Below are 18,308 nucleotides of genomic sequence, written 5' to 3'. Positions count from 1 at the left end.
GCTTCCGCACGCCGGCAGGTCCGGCGTCGAAAAGGTCGTGGTTGACCCAAAGTACAACCCCCGCGCCGTTACCGTGCAGTCGCCATGACGCGCGCCGGTCACGAACGCGACGGGAGTCACATTCGGTTGACGCGGAGGAAAAGAGGCGTTTCGGACGGTTGGTCTAGGTGGAGTAGGGGCTTGGCGGATACGCCTCGACGGGCACGGCGGTCGCCTCGGCCGGCATCTGGCGCCAGGCCAGCCAGCCGTACGCGGACGCTCCGAATTGGAAAACCAGTCCGGCGAGAGTCGCCAGGGCCGGTTGGCTGCCGAAGAAGAGGACGACGTAGGCCACCGAGGCGGCGGCGATGGCGAGCCACGCCCAACGCACGCCGCTGGCAAGACCGACGAGGCCCGCGGTGACCACCGCGCCGAAGACCATGCTCAACCAGATCGACGCCGTCCCGCCGGACAGCGCGAAGCCGCTGGTCAGCATCGGGCCGAGCCCGAGGCCCGTGAAGACGGCCACGATCGCCGCGCCCCACAGCACCTGGGCGGGAGCGAAGCCGCGCATCTGAACCGCGCGCCCGAACCGGCCTGCCATCGGGTACTTGCTGAAGCGCCACAAGCCGTACGCCGCGATCCCCATCGCGGGCAAAGAGGCGAGCAGGCCCGTGGCGTCGAACAGCAAGGCGGTCGCGAGGGGGCCCGCGAACACGGCGAGGATCTGGACCCACCAGCCCAGGTCGCTGCGCCGGGCCAGCAGCAGCAGTGCGACGCCGGTCAGGAGCGAGCCGAGCGCGCTGAGGGCGACGATGGTTGCGCTGGAACCGCCGGGCGCCTGCCCGAAGAGGTCGAAAAAGAGGTGGTCCAAGGGGGATATGCCTATCGAAAACGTGGTGTGGTCCGCCCGCGGCGGAGGGTCCGTGCCCCGCTGGGCACGCCTTCGATGGTACGCCCCGGACCCGGCGGGCCTCAGTCGCGGCGGCTGAGCAGCCCGTCGAGCATCATCGCGATGGCGTTGTCCTCCACCTGCGCAGCGGTCACGGGGCCGTCCGGCCGGTACCACTCCACCATCGAGTTGATGGTTCCGAACAGCAGCCGGGTGGTGGTCCGCGGGTCGATGTCCGCCCGCAGCGTGCCCTCCAGCTGGGCCTGCACGACGACGTCGGTCACCCGGCGGTCGACGGCGCGCCGGCGTTCCAGCGCGTCGCGCTCGACCTCGGTGTTCCCGCGCAGTCGCAGGAGCAGGGTCACGAATTGCTGGCGCTCGATCAGCACCCGGATCGTCGACCGCAGAATGAATTCCAGCCGCTCCCGGGACGTGCCGTTCAGCGCCCGATTGTCCTCGCCGATGGCCTCCAGCGGGACGAGGGCCTGGTCCAGCGCCAACCGGAGGAGGTCGCCCTTGGACGGCACGTGGTGGTAGATCGCGGACTTGCTGATGCCGAGGTTGTCGGCCAGTGTGCCCATCGAGGTCGCGTCGAACCCATGCCTGTTGAAGACCTGCACGGCGATCTCCAGCACGGAGTCCTGGTCGTAGCCGGGGCGTCCGCGCTTGGCGCCGGCGGTCTTGCTTACGGTGTTGGACATGGGCACGATGCTTTCACGTTCCGGTGTCTACTTGTCGCGCAGGTCGTAGATGCGCCGCAGCTTGCCGGAGGAGCGGGCCAGGGTTCCGGGATCGACTATGTCGATCCGGCAGCTGGATCCGACGTTGATCTTGATCGCCTTCTGCAGTTCGGCGGCGGCGTCCCGGACCCGTTCGGGCGCGCAGTCCTCGCGGCGTTCGATCTTCACCGCGAGTTCGTCCATGCGGTTCGGTCGGGTGATCTCCAGCTGGAAGTGCGGCGACAGTCCCGACACCTTCAGCGCGAGCTCCTCGATCTGCGACGGGAAGAGGTTCACCCCGCGCAGGATGATCATGTCGTCGCTGCGGCCGGTGATGCGGCCCATGCGGCGGTGCCCCGGTCGGGCGGTGCCGGGCAGGAGCCGGGTGAGGTCGTGCGTGCGGTATCGGATGATCGGCAGCGCCTGCTTGGTCAGCGAGGTGAAGACCAGCTCGCCGTGCTCGCCGTCGGCCAGCACCTTGGTGGGGTCGAACGCGTCGATGATCTCGGGGCGGAAGTGGTCTTCCCAGATGTGGCTGCCGTCCTTGGTCTGGTTGGACTCGCCCGCGACTCCGGGGCCCATGACCTCCGACAGCCCGTAGATGTCGCATGCGTCGACGTCGAACATCACCTCGAGCTCGTGGCGCATCTCCTGGGTCCACGGCTCCGCACCGAGGACCGCGACCTTCAGCGACGTGGACCGCGGGTCGATGCCGGCCTTCTGCATGGCGTCGCCGATGGTGAGCAGGTAGGTCGGGGTGCAGAGGATCGCGTCCGGCTGGAAGTCCTGGATGAGCGTGATCTGCTTTTCGGTCTGGCCGCCGGACATGGGGATGACGGTGGTGCCGAGGCGCTCCGCCGCTGCGTGCGCGCCGAGGCCGCCGGTGAAGAGCCCGTAGCCGTAGGCGTTGTGGACCTTCCAGCCGGGCTTGACGCCGGACAGGCGCAGGCAGCGGGCGCCGAGCTTTGCCCAGTCGTCGAGGTCCGACTGGGTGTAGCCGACGACGGTGGCGCGGCCGGTCGTGCCGGAGGAGGCGTGGATGCGGGCGACTTCCCGTTGCGGGACCGCGAACATGCCGAACGGGTACGTCTTGCGCAGGTCCTCCTTCTCGGTGAAGGGGAACTTGGCGAGGTCGGCGAGTTCCTTGAGGTCGCTCGGGTGGACGCCGGCGGCGTCGTACTTCTCCTTGTAGAGGGGCACGCGGTCGTAGGCGTACGCGAGCGTCTCCTTCAGCCGGACGAGTTGGATCGACTCGATCTCGTCCCGGCTCATGGTCTCTTCCGGGTCCAGCGGGTTAGCGAGTTCCGGGGTGGCAAGCGTCTCGGTCATCATTGGCCTTTTCTCGTGCGTGGTGTGCGGGGGAGCGGCGCGTGTCAGCGCTTGGGGATGGTCCGGGAGCGGCCGCGGAATTCGGCGATGACCTCGTCCTCGCCGTCGGGCACCGACTGCCGCACCACGATGTCGTAGAGTCCGCTGCGGCCGGCTTGGCCGCGGCGGTCGGCGACGGCGGTGAGCGTGCGGCCGGGGATGCCGGCCTTCAGGAAGTTGATGTCGACGCCGGAGGCCACGGTGATCGTGTCCTCGGAGCCTTCGGCGGGGTTGCAGGCCATGGCGAACGCCGTGTCGGCGAGCGCGAAGACCATTCCGCCGTGCGCGATCCCGAAGCCGTTGAGCATCTCCTGGCGCAACGTCATCGAGATGGTCGCGTGTCCGTCCGCGACGCGGCGCACCTCGATGCCCATCCACCGTGCGGCGTGGTCGTTTTCGAGGATGGCGTGGCTCGGCCGTGCGCCCTCGGGGAGGGCGGCGGAGCCGCGGGATTCGACGTCTACGTCGGTCATGTGATGCCCTCTTCGTTAGTTACCGAATGTTCATTAGGTAATCTTTAAAAGGGTCACAAGTCAAGGCTCTGGGCTGGGGGGAGGGGCTTAGGTGCCGAATGTGTCGTGCGGATTCCGGGGAGTTCCCCTAGGCGCTGTGCGACGACGTCAGTTCGGCGTAGACGACGATGTTGTCGGCGTGGCGTCCGGTCCGGTTGTCGAATTCGCCCCCGCACGTTATTAGTCTTAACTGCGCGTCTTCGGTGTTTCCGTAGGTTTCCATGCTCGAAAAATCGGGTTTCGGCGTTTGCACCAGTCGGTTCACGGTGAATACGGCCACCGTGTTGTCCGCCCGGGTCACGGAGATTTCATCGCCCTGACGCAAGGCGCCGAGCTTGAAGAAGATGGCCGGCCCTGCCTGGTTCAGCGCCGTGACGTGCCCCAGGATCACCGCCGGTCCCTGCTCGCCGGGGGTTGGCCCCCGGTCGTACCAGCCGGCGGGCGAATCGGCGAGCAGCGGCGGCACGCCGATGGTGCCATCGTCCTGAAGGCCCACGTTCATGAGATTCGTGTCCACGCCTATGGCGGGGATCTGGAGCCTGGTCGGCTGGGATGCCTCCATGAGCAACGCCCGCTGGGCCGGTTCGGCATCCGCGGTGGTCGGATCCTCGATAGTCGGGCTCGGGGTGGGCGATTCCGGCGACGCCTGAGGTGCGGAAGCGGCGTCCGGGTTCGGCGCCGTCGAAGGCTTCGCGTCGGCGACTGCCTCGGACGACGGGGGTGAGGGGGGAGCGTCCTCCCCCCTCACCCCCATCCCCACGAGCACCGTTCCGACGAGTCCTGCCAAGAGGCTGGCGACCACGGCGGATCGCGTGCCGAGACCTGCTGGCTTCTTGGCATGTTTCATCTGTATCAGTCCTTACGGGTGTCCGATGTCTGCTTGCTTAGTTCTGGCCCGCTTGGCGGCGGCGGACCAGGTAGAGGCCGGCTCCGGCGGCGGCCAGCATCAGGCCCCCGCCGAGGGCGATCTTCTCGGTGTCCATGCCGGCGGTGTTGCCGCCACCGGTTTCCGGGTTGCCGATGGGCATGTCCATCTGCGAGACGGCCAGCGTCCCGCACAGGGCCGGCGATGTTGCCGCCAGCGGCAGTGCCGGGTCCAGGTCCGATTCCGCTTCCGCCGCTTCGTCGCTGAGCGTTGCCGGATCCAAACCGTGCACGATCACCGTGCCGTTGCCGGCTTGGATCGCCTCGATGGTCTTGGCGTTCATCGTGAAGGTGCGCTCATAGGTGAAGCTGCCACCCATGCCGGCCAGCGTCAGGTCCAATGCGGTCTTGTCGCTGGTGTCCCCGCTGGTTGAGAGCGTGGTCCCGATCATGCCGTAGGACGGAACGCCCTCGGTGGTGCTGACGACCCCGTCGCCGTTCTCGTCCGCGTCCGGGGTGGGACAGGTCCCTTGGGTGTCGGTGGTGATGTGGATGTGCTGGACGTGGGGGTAGGGGTTCCCGTCGAAGGTCTCGGCGAGGCCGGTGACCTCCTGGGTCACGGTGGCCTGGTCTCCGGTGATGCTGATCATGCTGGAACCGGAACCGCCGCTTCCGTTCAGTTCCTTCAGTTCGGCCTGGTAGTTTTCGGTTTCGGTGTTCGCCGATGCGCCGGTGGCCGCAGCAGCAACCATGCCCAGTGCCAACGCCGGAACTGCGAGTAGTTGTAGTTTCCTCATTGAAATCTTTCCTCCTTTGGTGCGCCGCCAGAGACGGCAACAGAGTTCCACGATCATTACTGTGATACGCATCTCATTCGGAACGCACGGCAGGATTGGATTGGGAAGAAACCGAGAAAGTTTTTAATTCCACACGGAATGGGGGACGGTCAGCGCTCCAGCCGCTCCGTCGCGCCGAGGGCATCGAGCGCGAACGCATAGTCCCATGCGCGATCCTTCCACCCCTCGTATCGCCCGGACGCGCCGCCGTGGCCGCCGTCCATCTCGATCTTCATGACGATCGGCTCGGACCCGGTGGTGTGCTCCCGGAGCTTCTGCACCCACTTCGCGGGCTCCACGTACAGCACGCGCGTGTCGTTGAAACTGGTGACGGCGGCGATCCGCGGGTACGGGACATCCATGACGTTTTCGTAGGGGCTGTAGGACCGCATGTACTCGTAGACCTCGCGGTCGGTGATCGGGTTTCCCCACTCCTCCCACTCGAGGGCCGACAGCGGCAGCTCGGGATCCAGGATCGTGGTGAGCGCGTCCACGAACGGGACCTGCGCGACGATGGCGCGGTACAGCTGCGGCGCCAGGTTGGCGACGGCGCCCATCAGCAGGCCGCCGGCGGAGCCGCCCATCGCGGCGATCCGCCGCGGATTCGCCCACCCGGAGGCCGCCACGTGTTCGGTCACGGTGATGAAATCGCTGAAGGTGTGCTTCTTCGCGAGCTTCTTGCCGTCGTCGTACCACTGGCGCCCCAGCTCGCCGCCGCCGCGCACGTGCGCGACGACGAACACCACGCCGCGGTCCAGCAGGCTCAGCCGCCCGATGGCGAATCCGGGGTCCATGCTGACCTCGTAGCTGCCGTAGCCGTAGACCAGGGCCGGGTTGGTCCCGTCCGGCAGGATGTCGCGGCGGCGCACTATGCTCACCGGGATGCGGGCACCGTCCGGGGCCGTGGCCCAATCCCGCTCGGCCACGTAGTCGGCGGGGTCGTAGCCCCCCTTGACGGGCGTTTCCTTGCGCAACGCGAGTCCGCCGTCGGCCAGCGTGTAGTCGTAGACCCGCGGCGGAACCGTGTAGCTGGTGTAGCTCAGCCGGATCAGCGGCGAATCGAACTCGGCGTTGGCCAGCGAGCACGTGTAGAGCTCCTCGTCGAAGGCCGGCTCCGCGGGAGCCGCCTGGTCCCGCGTGCCGAGGCCGGCAAGCGGCAAGACCTGGATCCGCTCCGTGGTGTCCTTGCGGACGGAAACCACCGCATGCGTCGACGTGACGGCGGTTCCCTCCACCTTCACGTCGTCTCGGTGCTCCAGCACGGTTGCCCAGTGCTGGTCGGCGAGGGGTTTGGCGAACTCCGCCCCGTGGACCAGCGACACCATGTTGTTCACCGCCCCGTGGTTGTGCGTCACGAGGTAGGAGCGTTCGGCGGTGCCGTCCAGGACCACCGGGTCCATGCCGTGGAGGATCCGCTCGTCGCGCGAGAGCAGCAGTCGCGGTGCCGCGGCGGGGTCGACCAGGTCCAAGGTGTGCGTCTCGCTGCACTCCGAGTTGCCGATGCCGATCAGCAGTTCGCGCCGGTCCGGCGCCAGGTCGAATCCGAGCCACATGCCCGGGTCGTCCTCCTGGAACAATACGACGTCGGCCTCCGGGGCCGTGCCGAGGACGTGCACCTTGATCTGGTGCGGGCGCCAGGAGTCGTCGACGACGGTGTAGAAGATTCGGTTTCCGTCGGGGGAGAAGGCCAGGCCGTAGAAGACGTCCTGGATAGTGTCCGGCAGGAGGTCGCCCGTGGAAAGGTCCTTGATCCGCAGGGTGAAGCGCTCGTCGCCGGCGTTGTCCTGCGTGTAGGCCAGCAGTGCGCCGTCCTCGGTGACGGCCATGCCGCCGAGCGAGAAGAACGGCTTGCCCTCCGCCTCGGCGTTGGAATCGAGGATGACCTCCTCGCCGGCGAACGGCACGCCCGGCTCGAGAACGGGAGGCATCCAGTCGGCCGTGGCGTCGCCGGTGTCCGTGGCCGCCACGCGGCAGTGGGTGGCGTACTGCTTGCCCTCCTCGGTGCGGGTGAAGTACCACCAGCCGCGCTTGCGCGCGGGAACCGAGAGGTCCGTTTCCTCCGTGCGCTCCTTGATCTCGGCGAAGATCGCGTCCCGCAGCGGCTGCTGGTGCGCCGTGGTCGCCTCCATGTAGGCGTGTTCGGACTTCAGGTGCTCCACGACCTCGGGGCTTTCCTTCTCGCGCAGCCACTCGTAGTCGTCGACGAAGGTGTCGCCGTGGTGGCTGCGCCGTACGGGAACCTTCTTGGCGACCGGCGGGCGGGTGCCGTCCGTTGCCGTGTCTTGGCGCGTCTGGTGCTGTGCGGTCGTTTCGCTCATGGGCACCATTCAACCCGCATCGCATGCGCGTTCCCAGCCGGCAGACGCAGTGTTCGCCGTCGGCGTGCGCGGCACGGGCGGACCCGCGACCGGGGGACCGAACGTTTACGGCCGCTTGCGTTTGGCGACGATCGGTTGGGCGTGCGTGGCGACGTCTTCGCGTTCCCAGCATTCGATGCCCTCGAGTTGGGGCAGGTCCGAGGCCACGAACACGGGGTCTTCTCCCCGCTTGTACTGCTCCATGTAGTGCTTGAGCAGCAGGATGGCCGGCTTGGCCAGCAGCGCGATGGCGATGAGGTTGACGAGGGCCATCAGGCCCATGATCGAGTCCGCGAAGTTCCAGATGGCGTTGACGGTGGCGAGTGATCCGACGAAGACGGCGGCCGTGGCCAGGGAGCGGTAGACGCCCATGGCCGTGGGGTTGTCCGTGATGAAACCGACGTTGGATTCGCCGTAGTAGTAGTTGCCGATGATGGAGCTGAAAGCCAGGAGGAAGATGATGACCGCCAGGAGGATCGAGGCCCAGTTGCCGAGTGAGGACGTGATCGCCGTCTGCGTCAGGGCGATGCCGCGGGATTCGCCGACCGGGTCGGGCACGGACACCAGGATGATGAAGGCCGTGACGGTGCAGATGACGAAGGTGTCGAAGTAGACGCCGAGGGTCTGCACCAGCCCCTGCTTCACCGGGTGGGTGACCGAGGCCGTGGCGCCTGCGTTGGGGGAGGAGCCCAGTCCGGCCTCGTTGGAGAACATGCCGCGCTTGATGCCGGTGAGGATGACGGTGCCGATGCCGCCGCCGATGGCGGACTGGAAGTTGAACGCCTCGCTGAAGATGAGTGCGAACACGCGGGGGAACTCGGTGATGTTGAGCGCGACGATCACGAGGCCGAGCAGGACGTAGAGCACGGCCATGGACGGTACGAGGGACTCGGTGACGAGCGCGATGCGGCGGATGCCGCCGAACACGACGAGCGCGGTGAGCACGGCGAGCGCGACGCCGACCACGATCGCCGTCGATGCGTTCGCCCCGTCCTGGCCGAGCGCACCGGCGACCGACTGGGCGATGGTGTTGGCCTGCAGGGAACTGAACGCGAACGGGAAGCAGACCACCAGGATCACCGCGAAGATGATGCCCATCCAGCGGGCCTTGAGGCCGCGTTGCATGTAGTAGGCCGGGCCGCCCCGATAGCCGTCCTTGGCGCGGACCTTGTAGAGCTGGCCGAGCGTGGACTCGATGAAGCTGGATGCGCCGCCTACGAAGGCCATGGCCCACATCCAGAAGATGGCGCCGGGCCCACCGACGGCGATGGCGGTGGCCACTCCGGCCACGTTGCCGACGCCGACGCGGGACGCCGCCGAGACCGTGAAGGCCTGGAAGGCGGAGATGGATTTCTTGTGGCCCTGCTCGTCGACCAGTGCCTTGTCGGTCAGGGACTTGAGCATGGCCGGGATCATCCGCAACTGGACCAGGCCGGTCCGGACGGAAAAATACAGGCCGACGGCGATGATGACCGGAAGCATGATGTACGTCCAGAGGATGTCGCCATTGTCGGCGAGCCAGGTTTCCAGGGCTTCGTTTTCGAACAGTTCCATGCGGTGGAGCGTATCGAAGCTGGCGTGGCGGGCCACCGTCCCGCCCCGCGTCGGTGTTGACGGGTGACCGCCGACCGCATATTCTGAACGAACGGTCGGTAATTCAAACAAGCCACAGCGAGGTGAGCACGATGGGTGCACAGAACGACGCCGGCGGGCACCTTTCCGCCGTCCCGAATACGGGGGAGCAGGAAGGCCAGGCGCACTTCGACGCCATCATCGCGCAGGACTCGCGCATCGAGCCGCGGGACTGGATGCCGGAGGGATACCGCAAGACGCTGACGCGCCAGATCTCCCAGCACGCGCACTCCGAGATCATCGGAATGCAGCCCGAGGCCAACTGGATCACCAGGGCGCCGTCGCTCAAGCGCAAGGCCATCCTCATGGCCAAGGTGCAGGACGAGGCCGGCCACGGCCTCTACCTGTACTCCGCCGCGGAGACCCTCGGAACCCCGCGGGACACGCTGAACGAGCAGTTGCTCTCCGGCAAGGCCAAGTACTCCTCGATCTTCAACTACCCGGCGCGTTCCTGGGCGGACATGGGGGCCATCGGGTGGCTCGTCGACGGTGCCGCCATCGCCAACCAGGTTCCGCTGTGCCGCGCCTCCTACGGTCCGTACGGCCGTGCGATGGTGCGTGTCTGCAAGGAGGAGTCCTTCCACCAGCGGCAGGGCTTCGAGATCCTCCTGGAGCTCGCCCACGGCACCGAGGCGCAGAAGAAGATGGCGCAGGACGCGGTCAACCGCTTCTATGCCCCCTCGCTGATGATGTTCGGGCCCCCGGACAGCGATTCGCCGAACTCCTCGCAGTCCATGCTCTGGAACATCAAGCGCTTCTCGAACGACGAGTTGCGCCAGCGTTTCGTGGGCATGATCGCCGAGCAGGTCAAGGTCCTGGGACTCACGCTGCCGGACCCGGAGCTGCGCTTCGACTCCGAATCCGGCAAGTGGCTCCACATGGATCTGGACTGGGAGGAATTCTCCGCGGTCATCGCCGGCAACGGGCCGTGCAACGCCCAGCGCCTCGAGCACCGCCGCGAGGCGCACCGCGAGGGCGCATGGGTTCGCGAGGCCGCCGCGGCCTACGCCAAAAAGACTCGGGAAAGGGTCGCATAGCATGACTGAATCAAACGGTTGGCCTCTCTGGGAGGTCTTCGTCCGCTCCTCGCGCGGCTTGTCCCACGTGCACGCGGGCTCGCTGCACGCTCCGGATGCCGAGATGGCGGTGCGCAACGCGCGGGACCTCTACACGCGCCGCAACGAGGGAGTCTCCCTCTGGGTCGTGGCCTCGGAAAACATCGTCGCCTCCGACCCCGACGCGAAGGGCCAGTACTTCGAATCCCCCCAGGGCAAGGACTACCGGCACGCGACGTACTACAAGAAGAGCGAAGGCGTGAAGCACCTGTGAGCGCACCGGAAGCCACCGACCACAGCTTCGACAGCTACGGCGACTCGTCCGCATCGGCCACCCGTGTCACCCCGGGCAACGCCCTGCGCCCCGAGGATATCCAGCTCCAGCGCGACAAGCCGTCCGACGCCGTGGCGCGCTACGCCGTCCGGCTCGGCGACGACGCGCTCATCCTGGCGCAGCGACTTTCCCACTGGATCTCGCGCGGACCGGAGATCGAGGAGGACATCGCCCTTGGGAACATCGCGCTGGACCAGCTGGGCCACGCGCGCTCGTTCCTGAGCTATGCCGCCCTGGCATGGGACCAGACCGAGGACGACCTCGCCTATTGGCGCGAGGAGGAGGAGTTCCGCTCCCTCCACATCGTTGAACAGCCCAATGGCGATTTCGCCGCCACGATCGTGCGCGGGCTGATCGTGTCCATCTACCAGCACCTGCTCTACACGCGACTGCTGGATTCATCCGACGCCACGATCGCCGCCGTCAGCGCGAAGGCCGTCAAGGAGGTCGACTACCACCGCGACCACGCGATCCAGTGGACCCTCCGCCTGGGCCAGGGGACCGAGGAATCGGCCCGGCGCATGCGTGCCGCGCTGGCCACCCTGTGGCCGTACGTCGACGAGATGTTCGCCGACGAGCCGCTGCACGACGAGCTCGGCGACGCGGGCGTCCGCCCGTCCTCGCTCCGCGGAGACTGGGAGCGTGAATTCACCGACGCCTTGGACGCCGCCGGCCTCGAGGTCCCGAAACTGCCGTTCGCCATGTGCGGCGGCCGCAAGGGCGAACATTCGGAACACCTGGGCTTCATGCTCGCCGAGATGCAGGTCCTCGCGCGCAAGCATCCCGGCGCGAGCTGGTAGGAACCACCATGTCCACCACGGCACCCGAACTCCTGCGCATCGCCGCGTCGGTCACCGACCCGGAGATTCCGGTCCTCACCATCGCGGACCTCGGCATCCTGCGCGGGGTCGAGGCGGATGGCGAGGACGGCGTCGTCGTCACCATTACGCCCACCTATTCCGGATGCCCGGCGATGGACGCCATCCGCCAGGATCTCGAGGCGGCCTTCGGCGCGGCCGGCTACGGCCGGGTCCGCGTGGACCTGGTCCTCTCGCCGGCCTGGTCCACGGACTGGATGAGCGATTCGGGCAAGGCCAAGCTGGAGGAGTACGGGATAGCCCCGCCGACCGGCAAGGGCCACCGCGGTACCGTGACGCTCGGACTGACGGTCAAGTGCCCCCGGTGCCACTCCCTGGACACGCGCGAACTCTCCCGTTTCGGTTCCACGTCCTGCAAGGCCCTCTACCAGTGCAGGGACTGCCTGGAACCCTTCGACTACTTCAAGGTGCTCTCATGACGGAAACGACCACAACCGCGGGCGCGCGACGCCGGGCCGCCTTCCACACGCTGGAGGTCTCCGAGGTTCGCCGCCTCACCGCCGACGCCATCGAAGTCACCTTCGCGGTGCCGTCCGGCCTTCAGGACGAATACGACTACCTCCCCGGCCAGTACGTGGCGCTGCGCAAGGATCTCCGGCACGACGACGGGGAGGTCCGCGAGGTCCGGCGCAGCTACTCGATCTGCGCCGAGCCGCGGCCGGGCGAGATCAAGGTGGCCATCAAGCGCGACCTCGGCGGACTGTTCTCCACCTGGGCGAACGAGAGCCTGGCGGCCGGGGACACCATGGACGTGATGAGTCCGTCCGGGGCCTTCATCTCCAAGCACAAGATGACCGGCCTGAACAAGCCGGAATCGATCGACACCGACAAGGACCACGTGTTCGTCGCCGTCGCCGCCGGCTCCGGGATCACTCCGGTCCTGGCGATCGCCCGCACCGTGCTGGCCGCCAACGACAACGTGCGCTTCGACCTGGTCTACGCGAACAAGGCGGCCATGGACGTGATGTTCCTGGAGGAACTGGCGGACCTTAAGGACCGCTACCCGTCCCGCTTCGCGCTGCACCACGTGCTGTCGCGGGAACAGCGGATCTCGCCGTTGCTGTCCGGTCGGATCGATGCGGAGAAGTTGACCACGCTGCTGGGCTCCGTGATCCGAACCGACCAGGTCGACGAGTGGTTCCTCTGCGGCCCGTTCGAGTTGGTGCAGCTGGTCCGCGACAACCTTGCGGCGCAGAACGTGGACCCGGAGAAGGTCCGCTTCGAGCTGTTCACCACCGGCCAGCCGGCGCGCCCGGAGGGGCACACCGGCCGTCCCGTCGTCGACGACAAGGACGGTGGGGGCTACGAGATCGAGTTCCGACTCGATGGGCTGCAGGGTCAGGTCAAGAGCCCGGTTTCGGCGCGCGAAAGCATCCTTAACGCGGCGCTGCGCGTCCGGCCGGATGTCCCTTTCGCCTGCGCCGGTGGCGTCTGCGGCACGTGCCGGGCCAAGGTCGTGACCGGGACCGTGGAGATGGACGAAAACTATGCGCTGGAGCCGGACGAGGTTGCCGACGGCTACGTGTTGACCTGCCAGTCCCACCCGACCAGCGACAAGGTTTCCGTCGACTTCGACGCGTAGCACCCACGGAACGGCCGCGTAGCCCCAGAGAACAGGAGTCCCCCGCATGATCGATCTGGTGATCGCCGACGGCGTTGCCGAGGTGGTGCTGAACGCCCCGCAGAAGATGAATGCGCTGGACGGCGACGCGCTCGCGGAGCTCTCCGCGGCGTACGACGACGCCGCTGCCGCCGCCGGCCGCGGCGAGGTGCGGTCGCTGCTCCTGCGCGGCGAGGGCCGGGGCTTCTGCGCCGGACGCGACATCTCCGGCGTCGTGCCGGCGGACGACGACGTCCAGGGGTACCTCGGCGGCCTGCTGGAACCGCTGCTGCGCAAGATGTCGGCCTTCCCCGCGCCGACCTTCGCCGCGGTCCAGGGCGCGTGCCTCGGCGTCGGCCTCGGGTTGGCGATCGCGACCGACGTCGTCTACGTGGCCGAGAACGCGAAGATCGGGTCGCCCTTCGCTAACCTCGGCGCGACACTCGACTCGGGCGGGCACTGGCTGTTCACGGAGCGACTCGGCGCGCACCGGACGCTGGACCTGATCTACACGGCCGAGCTCGTCTCCGGCGCCGAAGCCGTGCGCTCCGGCCTCTTCAGCCGCGCCATGCCGGCCGAGGAACTGCTCGATTCGACCCGTTCGACCGTCGCCCGCGTGGCGCAGGGAGCGACCGGGGCGTTCGTTGCCTCGAAGGGCCTCGTGGCCTCCATTCGCGACCGGCGGCTGGGGCTGTGGGAGTCCATGGCGCAGGAGAACGCCGCGCAGGCGGAACTGTGCGCGACCCCCGACTACGAAGAGGGATTCGCCGCGTTCCGGGAAAAGCGCACCCCCACTTTTCGGGGTGCCGGGAACCACACCCTCGACCGTCTCGCGGAGACGACGGCTCCCGCCGCGCCGGGAAGCTAACGGCGCACCGCCTAACGGGTATCCACGTCCTCGAAGATCAGGAACGTCTGCGTGTCCAGCACGCCCGGCATCGACTGCAGCTCGTCGAAGACGACGCGACGCAGGTCCACGTTGTCCCGCGCGCGCACCAGCAGGATGACGTCGAAGTTCCCGCCCACCAAGCCGATGTGGTGCACCGCCGGAATCGCGGCGAGGCGCTCCCGCATTTCGCGCCACGAATGCTGCCGCAGCTTCAGGGTCACGTAGGCGGAAGAGCGCAGTCCCGCGCGCACGGGATCGACCACGGCCGTGTAACGCGTGATGACCCCCTCGGTCTGGAGTCGGTTGATCCGCGAATAGGCGTGCGCGCGCGAGACGTGGACCGTATGGGCGATGGCAGTCACGGACTGGCGGCCGTCTCGCGTGAGCTCCGCGAGGATGCGACGGTCGACGTCGTCGAGCGGGACGGGTGTTGCTTCCATGGCTGCGAATCCAATCGTGGCGTCTACGAAAACGGGCGTGGCCCTGCTCACATTGGCAATTCGTCCAATTCAGAAGGGTTTCGATCACCAATTATCCATGATTCTCCGCGGAGGTGGATACGAATGGTGCGCGATCTCCATACTTGAGGCAAGAATTGCAGAACGGTGTGGTTCGGGTCACTCTGATCGTCGAGGCCTGCCGCCACCGAGAACAGGGGAGCACCATGAGCCATCCGGACCAGGTCGGCGAAGCGCCGGCGCAGGCGGTCCAGGCGCGTTCCGAGCACCATGCCGGCCACGCGCACGGATCCGCCCTCGACGAGGCCTGCCGGAACTTTGGCATCTCGGTCGAGGACTACCTCCTTCCCGCCCGCGGGCAGATCCAAATCGTGGACGAGGCCGGTAACCTCCGCGCGACGGAGGATCAGGGAACCGCGCCGGGGCACGAATACCCGGTGCCGTCGGACGAGGAGCTTGTCCGGGCCTACGAACGGCTCGTCGTCGGACGCCGGGTCAACGACCAGAATTCGGCCCTCGTCCGCCAGGGCCGGATGGCCGTCTACCCCTCGAGCCACGGCCAGGAGGCCTGCCAGGTGGCGGCCGCCCTCTGCCTGGCCGAGGGGGACTGGATGTTCCCGACCTACCGCGACTCCGTGGCCGTCATGACCAAGGGCGTGGACCCCGTTGAGGCCATGACCCTCTTCCGTGGCGACTGGCACGGTGGATACGACCCCACCAAGTACAAGGTGGGCATTCAGTGCACCCCGCTGACCACCCAGTTGCTCCACGCCGTAGGTGTCGCGCACGCAGCGAAGCTCCGTGGCGAGGACACCGTGGTGCTGGCCATGTGCGGCGACGGCGCGACCAGCGAGGGCGACTTCCACGAGGCCCTGAACTTCGCGGCCGTGTTCAACCTGCCGGTGGTGTTCTTCGTCCAGAACAACCAATACGCGATCTCCGTTCCGCTGGCCCACCAGTCCGTCGCACCCTCGCTGGCGCATAAGGCCGTCGGCTATGGCATGGCGGGGGAGCGCGTGGACGGCAACGACCTGGTCGCGCTCCTGGCCGTGCTCGGGCGGGCCGTGCGGCTCGCCCGCGCGGGTTCGGGTCCCCTCCTGGTGGAGGCACACACCTACCGGATGCAGGCACACACCAACGCCGACGACGCCACGCGGTACCGGCAGGACGCGGAGGTCCAGGCCTGGATGGCCAAGGACCCGGTCTCCCGCATGCAGGCCTACCTCGCCGACCGTGGCCTGCTGGACGACGCCGAAGCGGAGCGCATCGCGGCGGCCGCCGAGGACGTGGCGACCGCCCTGCGCAACGGGCTGAACGAGGAAGTCGAAGTCGACCCGCTGGATCTGTTCCGCTATGTCTTCAGCAACCCCACCCCGCAGCTGATCGAGCAGTCCGCCCGGCTGGCCGATGAGCTCTCCCGAGAGGGGAACGCCAAGTGAGCACGAACGTCACCACATCCTCCCTGGCCAACGGCAACGTCAGCGCGGCCACCGCGCGCGCCGCGGCCCGCGGCGCGGAGGCCGCCGAAGCTCCGGCAACCGTCACGTTCGGCAAGGCCCTCAACACGGCGCTCGCCGACGCGCTGGAGGCCGACTCCGGCGTCGTGCTCTTCGGGGAGGACATCGGCACGCTCGGTGGCGTCTTCCGCATTACAGACGGCCTGACCGAGCGGTTCGGCGAGCAGCGCTGCTTCGACACCCCGCTGGCCGAGTCCGGCATTGTCGGCATGGCGATCGGCATGGCCATGAACGGCATGCGCCCCGTCGTCGAAATGCAGTTCGACGCCTTCGCCTACCCTGCGCTCGAGCAGATCTTTTCGCACGTGGCCAAGATGCACAACCGAACGCGCGGCGCTGTCAAAATGCCCATGGTCATCCGCGTCCCGTACGCCGGTGGCATCGGCGGCGTCGAGCACCACTGCGACTCGTCCGAGAGCTACTACGCGCACACGCCCGGGCTCAAGGTGTTCGCGCCGGCCACGGTCGTGGACGCCTACCGCATGCTCCGTGAAGCCATCGACTCCGAGGACCCCGTGCTGTTCATGGAGCCGAAAAAGCTGTACTGGTCCAAGGAGCTGTTGGACCTGCCAGCGCTACGCGAGGAATACGACGCCGGCACCGCACGCACCGAGGGCCGCGCCGCCGTCGCCCGCACCGGGACGGACGCGACGCTGATCGCCTATGGGCCGTCGGTCCCCACTGCGCTCGCCGCCGCTGCGGCCGCGGCCGAGGAGGGGCGCTCGCTCGAGGTCATCGACGTGCGCAGCATCGTGCCGTTCGACGACGAAACCGTCTGCGCGTCCGTGCGCAAGACGGGCCGCGCCGTCGTGATCGCCGAGACGCCGGGATTCGCCTCGGTGGCCAGCGAGATCGTGGCCAGGGTCCAGGAGCGCTGCTTCCATTCGCTCGCGGCGCCGGTCCTGCGGGTCACGGGCTTCGATGTCCCGTTCCCGGCTCCCAAGCTCGAGCACTTTTTCCTTCCGAGCGTCGACCGGATCCTCGACGCCGTCGACGACCTGCAGTGGGAGAACTGACCATGCCCGTCAAAACCTTTCTGCTCCCCGACCTCGGCGAGGGCCTGACCGAGGCCGAGATTGTCTCGTGGCTGGTGGAGGTCGGGCAGACCGTTGCCGTCGACCAACCGATCGTTGAGGTCGAAACCGCGAAGTCGATGGTCGAGGTTCCGAGTCCTTTTGCGGGGGTCGTCAGCGAACTCTTCGGAGCCGCTGGGGACACCATGGATGTCGGCAAGCCGCTGGTTTCCATTTCCGATGGGGCGGGGGAGGCGTACCGCGAGGAGGAACGCGCCGGGGCCACTGCGCCGTCCGCCGAGCCGGCAGCTCCCGCGGAGGCTTCGCCCAAGGAGGAGTCGGGGTCCGGCAATGTACTTATCGGTTACGGGACCCCCGGCGGGAGCGGTGCGACGAGGCGTACGCGTCGTCCGAGGGTCGCCGCCCCGGCTGCGATCGCGAAAACCGAGGCCGCGCAGACGACGACGGCTCCGTTGGTTGTTTCGCCGCTGGTGCGCAAGTTGGCCCGGGAGCACGGGATTGATGTGGCCCGCATCGCTGGCTCGGGTCCGCGCGGGCTCGTCCTCCGCCACGATGTGGAGTCAGCCATCGGTACTGCCACGGATACGGCGCCACCCACCGATGCCGCTCCGCCCACGAAGCAGTCGGGGGATCTCGATGCCCGCTCGGGCCTTGGAATGTCGCGTATGCCTGTCAAGGGTGTCCGGAAGTCGATCGCACAGGCCATGACGCGTTCCCGCGCGGAAATTCCCGAGGCCACGGTGTGGGTCGATGTGGATGCCACCGCGCTGGTTGAGATGCGGGGGGCGCTGAAGAAGGTGAACCCAACGGGGGCGCCAGGCCTTCTCGCGTTCATTGCGCGGTTTGTCCTTGCGGGGCTCGCCAAGTACCCGGAGTTGAATACGCGTGTCGAAACCGCTGCCGACGGTAGCCAGGAAATCGTTTCGTTCGATGGCGTGAATCTGGGCTTCGCGGCGCAAACCGACCGCGGCCTGATGGTGCCAAGCATCCGTCAGGCGGATCGGCTGAGCGCTCGCGAGCTCGACGCCGAACTGAAGCGACTGGCCGGTGTCGCGCGTGAGGGCAAGGCGACTCCCGCGGACCTGACCAGCGGAACGTTCACGCTGAATAACTATGGGGTGTTCGGGGTCGACGGGTCGGCCGCCATCATCAACTATCCCGAAGCTGCAATTCTCGGGGTGGGTCGGATCATTGACCGTCCTTGGGTAGTGGATGGGCAGTTGGCAATCCGCAAGGTGACTGAGTTGACCCTGACCTTCGACCACAGGGTGTGCGACGGCGGAACCGCCGGAGGATTCCTTCGCTACGTGGCTGACGCGATCGAGAACCCGGGATCGGTACTCGCGGATCTGTAGGGGTAAATCCGGCGGGCGTCTCATGCGGC

Annotated in this window: 18 protein-coding genes; 9 read left to right on the top strand and 9 right to left on the bottom strand. The window is 67.6% G+C overall.

From position 1 onward, the window contains the following. Positions 1-163 precede the first annotated feature (163 nt). The 8 genes from ACHAAJ_RS06515 to ACHAAJ_RS06480 form a co-directional block, all read right to left on the bottom strand. On the bottom strand, positions 164-853 hold the full coding sequence (locus ACHAAJ_RS06515; protein ID WP_435727187.1) for a nicotinamide mononucleotide transporter: 690 nt from the start codon (positions 851-853) through the stop codon (positions 164-166). A gap of 101 nt (positions 854-954) precedes the next feature. Continuing rightward, positions 955-1,572, bottom strand: coding sequence for a TetR/AcrR family transcriptional regulator (locus ACHAAJ_RS06510; RefSeq protein WP_435727186.1), 618 nt, complete (start codon positions 1,570-1,572; stop codon positions 955-957). A gap of 27 nt (positions 1,573-1,599) precedes the next feature. Then, the gene (locus tag ACHAAJ_RS06505) at positions 1,600-2,919 is read right to left on the bottom strand and encodes an AMP-binding protein (RefSeq protein ID WP_435727185.1); all 1,320 of its coding nucleotides are present in this window, start codon (positions 2,917-2,919) and stop codon (positions 1,600-1,602) included. 44 nt (positions 2,920-2,963) lie between these two features. After that, positions 2,964-3,431, bottom strand: a complete 468-nt coding sequence (gene paaI, locus ACHAAJ_RS06500) for a hydroxyphenylacetyl-CoA thioesterase PaaI (RefSeq protein ID WP_435727184.1) — start codon at positions 3,429-3,431, stop codon at positions 2,964-2,966. Positions 3,432-3,558: 127 nt separating this feature from the next. Then, a complete protein-coding gene (locus ACHAAJ_RS06495) occupies positions 3,559-4,317 on the bottom strand; it encodes a class F sortase (RefSeq protein WP_435727183.1) in 759 nt (252 codons plus the stop codon). A 37-nt stretch (positions 4,318-4,354) separates the two neighbouring features. Further along, entirely contained in the window at positions 4,355-5,131 is a 777-nt protein-coding gene (locus tag ACHAAJ_RS06490; protein WP_435727182.1) for a GVDTG sorting domain-containing protein, read from the bottom strand. A gap of 149 nt (positions 5,132-5,280) precedes the next feature. After that, complete coding sequence (locus ACHAAJ_RS06485; RefSeq protein WP_435727181.1) at positions 5,281-7,488, bottom strand: S9 family peptidase; 2,208 nt, start codon at positions 7,486-7,488, stop codon at positions 5,281-5,283. A gap of 105 nt (positions 7,489-7,593) precedes the next feature. Then, positions 7,594-9,081 (bottom strand): alanine/glycine:cation symporter family protein, encoded by a 1,488-nt coding sequence (locus tag ACHAAJ_RS06480; protein WP_435727180.1) that lies wholly within the window; start codon positions 9,079-9,081, stop codon positions 7,594-7,596. 131 nt (positions 9,082-9,212) lie between these two features. Here ACHAAJ_RS06480 and paaA point away from each other — a divergent pair, with 131 nt between their 5' ends. Genes paaA through ACHAAJ_RS06450 form a run of 6 tightly spaced genes read left to right on the top strand, consistent with a single transcriptional unit; the run spans position 9,213 to position 13,894 of the window. Continuing rightward, complete coding sequence (paaA, locus tag ACHAAJ_RS06475) at positions 9,213-10,196, top strand: 1,2-phenylacetyl-CoA epoxidase subunit PaaA (RefSeq protein ID WP_435727179.1); 984 nt, start codon at positions 9,213-9,215, stop codon at positions 10,194-10,196. A gap of 1 nt (position 10,197) precedes the next feature. After that, positions 10,198-10,488, top strand: a complete 291-nt coding sequence (gene paaB, locus ACHAAJ_RS06470) for a 1,2-phenylacetyl-CoA epoxidase subunit PaaB (RefSeq protein ID WP_435727178.1) — start codon at positions 10,198-10,200, stop codon at positions 10,486-10,488. Further along, complete coding sequence (paaC, locus tag ACHAAJ_RS06465; protein ID WP_435727177.1) at positions 10,485-11,348, top strand: 1,2-phenylacetyl-CoA epoxidase subunit PaaC; 864 nt, start codon at positions 10,485-10,487, stop codon at positions 11,346-11,348. Before paaB ends, paaC begins: the two co-directional genes overlap by 4 nt. An 8-nt stretch (positions 11,349-11,356) precedes the next feature. Further along, positions 11,357-11,845 (top strand): 1,2-phenylacetyl-CoA epoxidase subunit PaaD, encoded by a 489-nt coding sequence (paaD, locus tag ACHAAJ_RS06460; RefSeq protein WP_435727176.1) that lies wholly within the window; start codon positions 11,357-11,359, stop codon positions 11,843-11,845. Next, positions 11,842-13,008, top strand: coding sequence for a 1,2-phenylacetyl-CoA epoxidase subunit PaaE (gene paaE, locus ACHAAJ_RS06455; RefSeq protein ID WP_435727175.1), 1,167 nt, complete (start codon positions 11,842-11,844; stop codon positions 13,006-13,008). The genes paaD and paaE overlap by 4 nt, the downstream gene beginning before the upstream one ends. A gap of 46 nt (positions 13,009-13,054) precedes the next feature. Then, entirely contained in the window at positions 13,055-13,894 is an 840-nt protein-coding gene (locus tag ACHAAJ_RS06450) for an enoyl-CoA hydratase/isomerase family protein (protein WP_435727174.1), read from the top strand. Positions 13,895-13,905: 11 nt separating this feature from the next. Here ACHAAJ_RS06450 and ACHAAJ_RS06445 read toward each other — a convergent pair whose 3' ends face one another. Beyond that, positions 13,906-14,355 carry an Lrp/AsnC family transcriptional regulator gene (locus ACHAAJ_RS06445; RefSeq protein ID WP_435727173.1) on the bottom strand — a complete coding sequence of 150 codons (450 nt, stop codon included), beginning with the start codon at positions 14,353-14,355 and terminating at the stop codon, positions 13,906-13,908. Between the two features lie 224 nt (positions 14,356-14,579). On the opposite strand from ACHAAJ_RS06445, the gene pdhA reads away from it, so the two are divergent. From pdhA to ACHAAJ_RS06430, 3 genes are read left to right on the top strand one after another with little or no spacing between them, the layout of a single operon-like run. Next, positions 14,580-15,812 (top strand): pyruvate dehydrogenase (acetyl-transferring) E1 component subunit alpha, encoded by a 1,233-nt coding sequence (gene pdhA, locus ACHAAJ_RS06440; protein WP_435727172.1) that lies wholly within the window; start codon positions 14,580-14,582, stop codon positions 15,810-15,812. After that, entirely contained in the window at positions 15,809-16,906 is a 1,098-nt protein-coding gene (locus ACHAAJ_RS06435) for an alpha-ketoacid dehydrogenase subunit beta (RefSeq protein ID WP_435727171.1), read from the top strand. Before pdhA ends, ACHAAJ_RS06435 begins: the two co-directional genes overlap by 4 nt. A gap of 2 nt (positions 16,907-16,908) precedes the next feature. Further along, the gene (locus ACHAAJ_RS06430; protein ID WP_435727170.1) at positions 16,909-18,279 is read left to right on the top strand and encodes a dihydrolipoamide acetyltransferase family protein; all 1,371 of its coding nucleotides are present in this window, start codon (positions 16,909-16,911) and stop codon (positions 18,277-18,279) included. The last annotated feature ends 29 nt before the right edge of the window (positions 18,280-18,308 follow it).

The organism is Arthrobacter arnarulunnguaqae (genome assembly GCF_051262515.1).
GTDB lineage: Bacteria > Actinomycetota > Actinomycetes > Actinomycetales > Micrococcaceae > Arthrobacter_N.
Note: the sequence above shows the minus strand (reverse complement) of the source record. Positions and strands in the feature narration are given on the sequence as shown.

What these genes read in the sequence shown, in the direction of transcription:
- ACHAAJ_RS06430 (WP_435727170.1), top strand. Translation starts at nt 16,909, where the DNA reads ATGCCCGTCAAAACCTTTCTGCTCCCCGACCTCGGCGAGGGCCTGACC.
- pdhA (WP_435727172.1), top strand. Translation starts at nt 14,580, where the DNA reads ATGAGCCATCCGGACCAGGTCGGCGAAGCGCCGGCGCAGGCGGTCCAG.
- paaE (WP_435727175.1), top strand. Translation starts at nt 11,842, where the DNA reads ATGACGGAAACGACCACAACCGCGGGCGCGCGACGCCGGGCCGCCTTC.
- paaB (WP_435727178.1), top strand. Translation starts at nt 10,198, where the DNA reads ATGACTGAATCAAACGGTTGGCCTCTCTGGGAGGTCTTCGTCCGCTCC.
- paaD (WP_435727176.1), top strand. Translation starts at nt 11,357, where the DNA reads ATGTCCACCACGGCACCCGAACTCCTGCGCATCGCCGCGTCGGTCACC.
- ACHAAJ_RS06505 (WP_435727185.1), bottom strand. Translation starts at nt 2,919, where the DNA reads ATGACCGAGACGCTTGCCACCCCGGAACTCGCTAACCCGCTGGACCCG.
- ACHAAJ_RS06485 (WP_435727181.1), bottom strand. Translation starts at nt 7,488, where the DNA reads ATGAGCGAAACGACCGCACAGCACCAGACGCGCCAAGACACGGCAACG.
- ACHAAJ_RS06450 (WP_435727174.1), top strand. Translation starts at nt 13,055, where the DNA reads ATGATCGATCTGGTGATCGCCGACGGCGTTGCCGAGGTGGTGCTGAAC.
- ACHAAJ_RS06490 (WP_435727182.1), bottom strand. Translation starts at nt 5,131, where the DNA reads ATGAGGAAACTACAACTACTCGCAGTTCCGGCGTTGGCACTGGGCATG.
- paaA (WP_435727179.1), top strand. Translation starts at nt 9,213, where the DNA reads ATGGGTGCACAGAACGACGCCGGCGGGCACCTTTCCGCCGTCCCGAAT.
- ACHAAJ_RS06510 (WP_435727186.1), bottom strand. Translation starts at nt 1,572, where the DNA reads ATGTCCAACACCGTAAGCAAGACCGCCGGCGCCAAGCGCGGACGCCCC.
- ACHAAJ_RS06480 (WP_435727180.1), bottom strand. Translation starts at nt 9,081, where the DNA reads ATGGAACTGTTCGAAAACGAAGCCCTGGAAACCTGGCTCGCCGACAAT.
- ACHAAJ_RS06495 (WP_435727183.1), bottom strand. Translation starts at nt 4,317, where the DNA reads ATGAAACATGCCAAGAAGCCAGCAGGTCTCGGCACGCGATCCGCCGTG.
- paaI (WP_435727184.1), bottom strand. Translation starts at nt 3,431, where the DNA reads ATGACCGACGTAGACGTCGAATCCCGCGGCTCCGCCGCCCTCCCCGAG.
- ACHAAJ_RS06445 (WP_435727173.1), bottom strand. Translation starts at nt 14,355, where the DNA reads ATGGAAGCAACACCCGTCCCGCTCGACGACGTCGACCGTCGCATCCTC.